The organism is Micromonospora sp. M51 (assembly GCF_018070305.1).
Lineage (GTDB): Bacteria > Actinomycetota > Actinomycetes > Mycobacteriales > Micromonosporaceae > Micromonospora > Micromonospora parva.
This window is the reverse complement of the sequence record NZ_JAGPXZ010000213.1, coordinates 1-8,297: the sequence shown is the minus strand read 5'-3', so window position 1 is coordinate 8,297 and position 8,297 is coordinate 1. Positions and strand designations below refer to the sequence as shown.

Annotated in this window: 7 protein-coding genes and 1 pseudogene; 6 read left to right on the top strand and 2 right to left on the bottom strand. The window is 71.8% G+C overall.

Annotated features, from left to right (window positions below; genetic code table 11):
• Positions 1-152 precede the first annotated feature (152 nt).
• A complete protein-coding gene (locus tag KBX53_RS13965) occupies positions 153-932 on the top strand; it encodes a hypothetical protein (protein WP_210859647.1) in 780 nt (259 codons plus the stop codon).
• Positions 933-939: 7 nt separating this feature from the next.
• Here the strand turns inward: KBX53_RS13965 and KBX53_RS13960 are convergent, their stop codons facing one another.
• Positions 940-2,238: a serine hydrolase gene (locus tag KBX53_RS13960; protein WP_210859645.1), complete on the bottom strand. Its 1,299-nt coding sequence runs from the start codon at positions 2,236-2,238 to the stop codon at positions 940-942.
• Positions 2,239-2,454: 216 nt separating this feature from the next.
• Here KBX53_RS13960 and KBX53_RS13955 point away from each other — a divergent pair, with 216 nt between their 5' ends.
• Complete coding sequence (locus KBX53_RS13955; RefSeq protein ID WP_030331430.1) at positions 2,455-2,739, top strand: putative quinol monooxygenase; 285 nt, start codon at positions 2,455-2,457, stop codon at positions 2,737-2,739.
• A 19-nt stretch (positions 2,740-2,758) separates the two neighbouring features.
• Here the strand turns inward: KBX53_RS13955 and KBX53_RS13950 are convergent, their stop codons facing one another.
• Positions 2,759-4,336 carry a gluconokinase gene (locus tag KBX53_RS13950; RefSeq protein WP_309140769.1) on the bottom strand — a complete coding sequence of 526 codons (1,578 nt, stop codon included), beginning with the start codon at positions 4,334-4,336 and terminating at the stop codon, positions 2,759-2,761.
• Positions 4,337-4,468: 132 nt separating this feature from the next.
• Here KBX53_RS13950 and KBX53_RS13945 point away from each other — a divergent pair, with 132 nt between their 5' ends.
• From KBX53_RS13945 to KBX53_RS13930, 4 genes and pseudogenes are all read left to right on the top strand, one after another.
• On the top strand, positions 4,469-5,620 hold the full coding sequence (locus tag KBX53_RS13945; protein WP_210859640.1) for a hypothetical protein: 1,152 nt from the start codon (positions 4,469-4,471) through the stop codon (positions 5,618-5,620).
• A gap of 45 nt (positions 5,621-5,665) precedes the next feature.
• Positions 5,666-6,193, top strand: coding sequence for a hypothetical protein (locus tag KBX53_RS13940; RefSeq protein ID WP_030331425.1), 528 nt, complete (start codon positions 5,666-5,668; stop codon positions 6,191-6,193).
• A gap of 129 nt (positions 6,194-6,322) precedes the next feature.
• Entirely contained in the window at positions 6,323-7,447 is a 1,125-nt protein-coding gene (locus tag KBX53_RS13935) for an epoxide hydrolase family protein (RefSeq protein WP_210859638.1), read from the top strand.
• A 151-nt stretch (positions 7,448-7,598) separates the two neighbouring features.
• Positions 7,599-8,297: pseudogene (locus KBX53_RS13930) on the top strand (hypothetical protein); the annotation flags it as partial.

Genomic DNA, 8,297 nt, shown 5'->3' with positions numbered 1-8,297 from the left:
GCGTATCTGCACGAGGCGATCCACGCGAACGCGATCAGCCGGGCTTGATCGGCCGGCCGGCCGACCGGGACCAACAGCGGGCCGGCAGGCCGACCGGGAACAACGGCAGGTGCGGTCCGGCTACTCTGGCCGGACCGCACCACCCCGGGGAGATGACAGTGCAGAAACCGAAGCTGATCGCCGCTGGTGTCATCCTGGTCGTGGCGGTCGCCGCGGGGGTGTGGACACTCGTGGCCACCGGGGATGAGCCCGACGCGGGTCGTCCGGCGGCGTCGGCGGACCCGACCGACGGGGTCGGTGTGCTCAGGGCCGCCGCCGGGAAGGTCGACCAGCAGACCTACAAGCTGACGTTGAGCAGCGGCGGGACGACGGGCGGGGACGGCACCGTCGTGCTCTGGGACCCGAAGGCGAAGCGAGGGCTGGAGACCACCTCCCTGAAGGTGCCCACCGGTGAGGTGAAGATCGAACGGCTCACCACCGGGCCGGACGTCTACGTGCGGGTCAGCGCCCCGGACCGGCGCGTTCCGGTCTGGGACGGCAAGACCTGGTGGCATGTCGGCGCTCCGGGTTCACCCCCCGCCAAGCAGGGCCTGGACAACACCCGGCTGGCCGACACGCTCGGCACGGCGACCGCCGTCCGCCAGACCGCCACCCGGGAGTACGCGGGCACGCTGGACCTGCGCCAGAGCAGCGCGGTGCTGGGGGAGGGGGTCGGAGGCGTGCTCGGTGACCGGGCCGGGGCGGTCCCGTTCACCGCTGCCGTCGACGAGCAGGGGCGGCTGGTCCGTTACCGCATCGAGCTGGCGAGCGAGCAGTCGGAGGTCGCCCAGCTCGACCTGACGTACTCGGATTTCGGGCTGTCGGTGTCGGCCGACCCGCCGGCCGCCGACCTGGTCGGCGAGGACCCGCCGGCGAACATCCCCGGCGCCTGACGCCAGCTCACTCCTCGACCGCCCCGTCGGCCGGGTCGACCAGGAAGTCGTAGACGGTGCGGGCCATCCGTCGGACCGTCTCGTCGCCGGTGGCCATCGGCCCGGCGGTGAGGAAGGCGACGGCGGTTTCGGTGCCGGGGATCAGGTAGTAGCCGACGTCGTGTGAGGCGTCCGGCAGGTCACCGGTCTTGTGCGCCACCGGCACGCCGGGCGGCAACGCCGCCGGGATCTTCGTGTTCAGGGTCTGTTCCCGCATGAACCCGATCATCAGGTCACGGGAGGCGGGGGTGAGGATCTCGCCGTCCCAGACCGCGCCGAGCAGCGACACCACGTCGTCCGGGCTGGTGTAGTTCTCCTCGCCGCGTTGTGCGGCGGCGCTGTCGAGCATCCGGCGGGCCAGGATGGTGGACCGCTGGTTCATCGAGTCGATCAGCGCGTTGACCGGGGCGAACCCACCCAGGTAGGTGATCAGCACGTTCGCGGCCACGTTGTCGCTGTACTTGATCAGGTACTGGGCGAGCCGGTGCACCGTCACCACCTGCGGGAACGTCTCGAACTGGAGTTGACCGGTGCCGCCGACCACACCCTCGGGGGTGACCAGCACCCCGTCGTCGAGGAAGATCTGTCCACAGTCCACTCGGCGCAGCAGCTCGACCAGGATCCAGAGTTTGATCACGCTGGCCGCCTTGGGGCGCAGCGACCCGTTGACGGCGATCTGCTGGTCGCCGTAGCGGCCGGACAGGTCACGGACGGTGGCCCCGGCCGGGTTGAGGCTCGCGTCGGCGACCACCCGGGCGAGCTGCCCGCTGAGCGGGAACAGCCGGGCCCCGGCGACCGGGTCGGTGGGCGGCTGCGGGCTGGTGACCACCACGCCGGTCAGCGTCGTCGGTGGGCGGTGCTGTGGGATCACCTCCAGCGTGCCCTCGCTGCGCCCGACCAGCGGCACCCGGTATCGGTAGGCGGTGCCGCCGACGACGACAACGCCGCTGGCCACCCCGGCGGCGACCCGCATGGTCGGGTCGGCGACCCGGCCGGTGTCCCCGTCGCAGGCGCGGTAGCGCACGGTGTGCCCGAGCGAGTCCACTGCGAACACCCCGCCGGGAAAGGACAGCCAGGACACCTCGCTGGTCGGTGGGCGCTCCGGTGTCGGGTCCAATCCCGGTTCGTGGCTCCGGCCGTCACCGCCGTACCCCGGCCCGGTCGGCTGTGCCTGATCCGCGGCGGGCCCGCGGCCCGGGTCGTCGGCGGTGGCCGGCCCGGTCGTCGCGAGCACCGCGAGCGCGACCGCCGCCGACAGCACCTTCACTGGTACGCGGGCAGAGTTCCCCAGCAGGGAAGATGAGCGCCTCTTGTCGCTTTTTTTCACGTTTGCACGATATGAAGCGCCGGAGGCTGGTGAGGCCGGCGGGACCGGCGTCACCCGTCTGGGCGGCGATGTCCTGACGAGCGTGATGACACAGAGACATCACAATGACTCACAGGCATCATGCTCATCAGCAATCCCGATCCCTGGAGGCCCACCTTGTTGATCATCGCTGGCAGTCTGCGGGTCGAACCGGCCGCACGCGAGGCCTACCTGTCCGGCTGCGCGCAGGTCATCGCGCAGGCCCGCGCCACCGCCGGCTGCCTCGACTTCCTGCTGGCGGCCGACCCGTTGGAGCCCGGCCGGATCCACGTCTACGAGCGCTGGGAGTCCGCGGAGCAGTTGGAGGCGTTCCGTGGCTCCGGGCCGGACGACGGGCCGGAAGTGGCCATCCTCGACGCCGACGTGCGGCGTTACCTGATCTCCGGCGTCGAGGCGCCCTGACCGGCGCGGGTCGACCCGGTCACGCCGGTGATTCGAGACCGGTGGGCAGGCCGGGTGCCATCCGACGGATCGACGCGAAGGTGGGCGTGAGGGCGTCGTACAGCTCGGCGAAGAGCGGCAGCAGCGCCGCGTAGGTGGCGGCGGCGGCCGGGTCGGGGCGGATCGTCTCCTCGATCTGCACCAGGTCGGCGGCGACGTCGATGCTGGGGATCAGCCCGAGCGCCTCCATGCCGAGCAGCGCCGCGCCGAAGCTCGACCCCTCGTGTGCGGCCGGGAAGCTCACCGGCAGGCCGAGCACGTCGGCGAGCATCTGCCGCCACAGGCCGCTGCGGGCGAAGCCGCCACCGGCCCGGACCTCGCGAACCTCGTTACCGGCCGCGCGCACCGAGCTGAGCACCAGCGCGAGTTGCTGACAGACACCCTCCAGCGCGGCCCGCACCAGATGCTCACGGCGGTGCGCGTGGGTCAACCCCACGTACGCGCCACGCGGCAGGGCGCTCCAGTGTGGTGCCCGTTCGCTGTGCAGGTACGGCAGCATGATGAGCCCGCCCGAGCCGACCGGCGCGCGGGCCGCCAGCGCGACCAGCTCCTCCTCGGCGTGCTCGCCCAGGTCCGGGGCGAGCGCCGCGCCGGCCCACTTGAGCACGATGCCGCCGTTGTTGATCGCGCCGCCGACCGCCCAACGCTGCTCGGTCAGCGCGTAGCAGAACACCCCGCCGAGCGGGTCCACGCCGGGCCGCTCGACCATCACCCGCATCGCGCCGCTGGTGCCGATCGAGCAGGCCACCATGCCGGGGTGCACAGCGCCCAGGCCCAGGTTCGCCAGCGGCCCGTCGCCCGCGCCGACCACCACCGGGGTGCGCTCCGGCAGGCCGGTCTGGGCCGCGCTCTGCGGGGTGAGGTTGGGCAGCACGGCGGTGGTGGCGACGAGCTGCGGAAGCTGTTCCGCGGTGATGCCGGCGATGCGTAGCGCCTCGTCGTCCCACTCCAGGGTGTGGATGTCGAGCAGGCCGGTGGCCGAGGCGATCGAGTGGTCGGTGACCAGCGTGCCGCAGAGCCGCAGTAACACCCAGTCCTTGATGCCCACCCAGTGCGCCACCCGCTGGAAGATTTTCGGCTCCTGCTCGGCGAACCAGAGCAGCTTGGGCAACGGCGACATCGGATGCATCGGCGTGCCGGTACGCCGGTGCAGGGCCAGCCCCGACGGTGCCGCCCGCAACCGCTCGGCCTGCCGGGTGGAGCGCGAGTCGGCCCAGGTCAGCGACGGGGTGAGGGGGTTGCCGTCAGGATCCAACCCGATCAGGCTGTGCATCGCGGAGCTGAACGACAACCCGACCACCGGCTGCACCAGCTCGGCCACGACGATGCTGATCGACCTGAGCACCGCATCGAGGATCAGTTGCGGGTCCTGCTCGGCGTAGCCCGGTTGCGGGTTGTTCATCGGATAGCCGGCCAGGTGGCTGCCGAGCTGCCGCCCGTCGGTGTCGTACGCGACGGCCTTGGTGCTGGTGGTGCCGATGTCGACCCCGATCACGACCCCGGGCAGCGTGACTGCCGGCACGACCGTCACCCCCTCGGAGAACATGAACGTCGGCACCAGTATCCCCCTATCGTGCTGATTGCTCCGCCGATCGGATACTTCGCCCGTTTCGACGTGTCCGGGTGCCGTGCCGCACCTGTTGAACCCGACGACACCCAGATTGGTGGCCTGCGCGGCGAAGGAGTCGGCGTGGCAAAGACTGATTCGACGGGTTCCACATGGCGGTACCGGTGGGCGCACCGGCAGAACGTGCGGCGGGTCAGCACGTTCCGTGGCGCTGAGACGGCGTGGCGGCGACGCGACGACGAGTTACGGCGGCTGCGCGCCCTGGCCGCCGACTTCCAGGGTTCGGCGGCTGCCGGCGCCGGCCTGCCGTTGGAGTTGGCCGGCGACGAGGTGGTGCTCTGGGCACTGCCCGCAGCGCAACTGGTCGAGGTGCGACACACCACAGTGCTGCCCGCGCCGGACCTGCATGTCGACCCGCGAACCGGGCCGCTGCGTCCACGCCGCCCCGACGGCGTCCGCGTCACCGACGCCGGCATGGCCGTGATCACCAGTCGTCGGCTCGTGCTGCTCGGCGGACGCGGCCGACGCGACTGGGCGTACGGCCGGATGACCGGCCTGGCCCACGACCCGACCGCACCGGTCACCCTGATCCAGGTGCTGGACCGGCGGCGTACCTCCGGGTTGCTGCTGCCCACCGACGCCGCGCCGGATTTCCGGTTCAAGCTCACCCTGGCCTTCGCCGACGCGATCGAACAGCGCTCCGCGGTGCTCGCCCAGCTCGACGAACTGATCGCCGAGCACGCCCAGCTCAAGCCGTTCCGGCCGGCGGTGGCCACCCCCGGGCAGGCCCGACTGTCGTCGTTCGTACCCGGTGGTCGCAGGAGCATCGCGGTGGCGGCGGCCATCGCGCTGCTGGTGCCGGCGGCGCTGATCGAGTCGGACCCGTCCGACCCGACCGGCGGCGCGGAGGTCGCCGCCGCCGCCACCCCGGCGCCCACCCCCAGCGGGGCACCGGCGCTGATCCACCCGGTCGACCCGGCGCTCGCGCTGAAGACCCCACCACCGAAGCAGAAGAAGTCACCGCGCCCCTCGCCCAGCGCGACCACCGACCCGCGCTGCGGGGCACCGGAAAACCCCCTGGGGTACGGCTTCTGCGGCGGCACGCGGATCCGCAAACCGGCCGCCGAGGTGTGCGACTGGTTCGACTGCGTACCGCAGTTCTGGGCGGGTCGCGGCTACCTGGTGCAGTGCCGCGACGGCTCGGTCAGCCTGGCCGGGGGTCGGTCCCACGCCTGTGCCGAGCACAGGGGCGTGCGGCGGATCATCACGAAGTGACCGATTCGGGGCCTGAAGTCCGCTTCGCTCGGCCAGAATGATCGAGTGGAGATCCGGTCCGACGATGGCGCCCGGGTGCGGATACGCCCCGTCGGCTACCAGCCGGGCATCGACCCGCCCGACGACCCCGACGGGGCCACGCCCGGCTGGCACGACTGGCTGCTCATCGAGGTGGACGCCCGCACCGCCGACGGTCAGACCTGGTCACACCACTACCCCAGCCTGATGGTCGAGGAGGCCCGCGCGCTCGGCGGTTGGCTGCACGGGCAGGCCACCGCCGCCCTCGCGTTGAGCGCGCCACCGGCGATGGTCCGGTTCACCGAACCCAACCTGGCCCTGCGCAGCCGGGTGCTGCGCCGCCGCCGGCTGGAGTTGATCGTGGAGTTCTCCGCCGAGTCGTTGCCACCGTGGATGCGCCGCCCGTCCAGCGCGATCTACCCGCTGATCCTCACCGTCTCCGCGGACGCCCTGGCCACCGCCGCCCAGCACTGGGCCGAGCACTGCGAGGCGTACCCGCCGCGTACCCGGTCGAGGTTTCCGACCCGGGGCCGACTCCCCGACCCCCTCGGCTAGAGTGATCTTCGTCAGCCACGAGAGGAGGTGAGCCCGGTGACCACCCATCGTCATTCCTGGGCGCTCCTCTCCGCCGTCCCCCTCAGCTGACCTTCCGCGTCGGGGAGCGCCCTCCTTGTCGGAGGACCAATGTCTTTCTCTTCCTTCCGCATCGACGTGCCCGATGCGGTCCTCAACGACCTACGGGCCCGACTGGCCCGTACCCGATTCACCGACCGCAGCGGCAACCAGCCGTGGCAGGGCGGCGTCGACCCCGACTACCTGCGGGACCTGGTGTCCTACTGGCACGACGGGTACGACTGGCGCGCTCGCGAAGCCGAGCTCAACGCGTACCCCCAGCACCTGGCCGTCGTCGGCGGCCGGAAGCTGCACTTCCTGCACGTCCGGGCCGCGCGCCCGGCGGGTACGCCCGCACCGTTGCCGTTGATCCTCAGCCATGGCTGGCCCAGCAGCTTCATCGAGATGCTGCCCCTGGTCGACCGGCTGACCAGCCCTGCCGGCGGCGGCTTCGACGTGGTGGTGCCGTCACTGCCCGGCTTCGGCTTCTCGGAGGTCCCAGACGAGCCGGTCACCCGGGCGTTGCTGGCTCGGACGCTGCACGAACTGATGACCGATGTGCTCGGCTACGAGCGATACGGTGCCTTCGGCGGCGACGTCGGGGGAGTGGTCACGGGCTGGCTGGGCGCCCTCTATCCGGAGCAGGTGGCCGGCATCCACATGATCCATCCACCGTTCCCGGCCAGCTTCGACGCCCGCCCACTGTCGGCGGCCGAGCAGGCGTACCTGGACGCCGAAGCCGCGTACGACGAGACCGACGGCGGCTACAGCGCCATCATGGGCACCCGCCCGGACACTCTCGCGGCGGCGCTCGCCGACTCACCCGCTGGGCTGGCCGCCTGGATCGTCGACAAGTACCGCGACTGGAGCGACAACCACGGGGACCTGGCGAACAGCATCGACCGGGACATGCTGCTCACCATCATCACGCTCTACTGGGTGACTGGCACGATCGGCTCGTCGTTCCGGCAGTACGCCGACTTCGCGCACAACACTCCTCGACCCGACATCACCGTGCCGGCCGCGTTCACGGTGAGCACCGAACCTGCGCTGGCCAACTTGCCTCGCTCGATCGCGGAGCGGGCCTGTACCGATATCCGGTACTGGAGTGAGCCGGGTCGGGGCGGGCACTTCATGCCGCTGGAGGAGCCGGACCTGCTGGCCACTGAGATGAGGCAGTTCTTCACCTCGCTGTAGGGGCGATGCGCGGCGGCGGAGCCGAGCCCAACGTGGCCGGCTCCGCCGCTGCCGGAAATTCTCTCCGTTCGGGCGCACCGGGATGCATCGATCCGGGGCGCGTTGCCTGTCACGTACGTGAGCGGTTGTACCGCGTGTGACCGTGACCTCTGTGGCCTGTGCCCCCTGGCGGATCGCCTGGGCCGAGCGCGAGAACGAGCGCCGGCAGCGCGCGTACCGCGACGCCACCGACGCCTGGCGGCACCGCGACGACCACCTGGGTCGGCTCCGCATCGAAGCCGCCAGCTTCCTCGGGTGTACGCAGCCCCGCACCGGCCTACCGGTGGACCTCGACGACGACGAACTCGTCCTCCGCGTCCTCCCCGTCGCCACGCTCGTCGAGGCCGAGGCGCGGCACGTCCCCGGCCTGCCCACCCCCGACGGACTCTGTTCCCTCGCTGAGGCTTCTTCCGAGGCCCTGCCGGCGGGCCTGCGGGCCGTCGACACCGGCGTGGCCGTGGTGACCAGTCGACGGGTCGCCTTCGGCGGCCGGGAACACCGGCGCGAGTGGCGGTACGCCGACCTGATCGGCCCCGCCCACCACCCGGACGTCCCGGTCACCCTGCTGCCTGATCGCGGTCGACTGTCCGGCCTCCTGGTTCCGGCGGGTGCCGTGGTGAACTTCCGCTTCTACCTCACCCTCGCCGCCGCCGACGATCGCGCCGCCGTCATCGCGCAGGTCGACGCGCTGCTGGCCGCCCACCGGGCCGCCCGCCCCGCGCCCGTTGTCCTGGCGGAACCCGACGACGCGCCACTGACCGCGCTACGCCCCGACCGCCGGGCGCTCGGCGCTGCCGCCGTCGCGGCAGTG

Excerpts from the sequence above, each read along its gene's own strand:
- KBX53_RS13965 (WP_210859647.1), top strand. The coding sequence starts at position 153 with ATGACAGTGCAGAAACCGAAGCTGATCGCCGCTGGTGTCATCCTGGTC.
- KBX53_RS13935 (WP_210859638.1), top strand. The coding sequence starts at position 6,323 with ATGTCTTTCTCTTCCTTCCGCATCGACGTGCCCGATGCGGTCCTCAAC.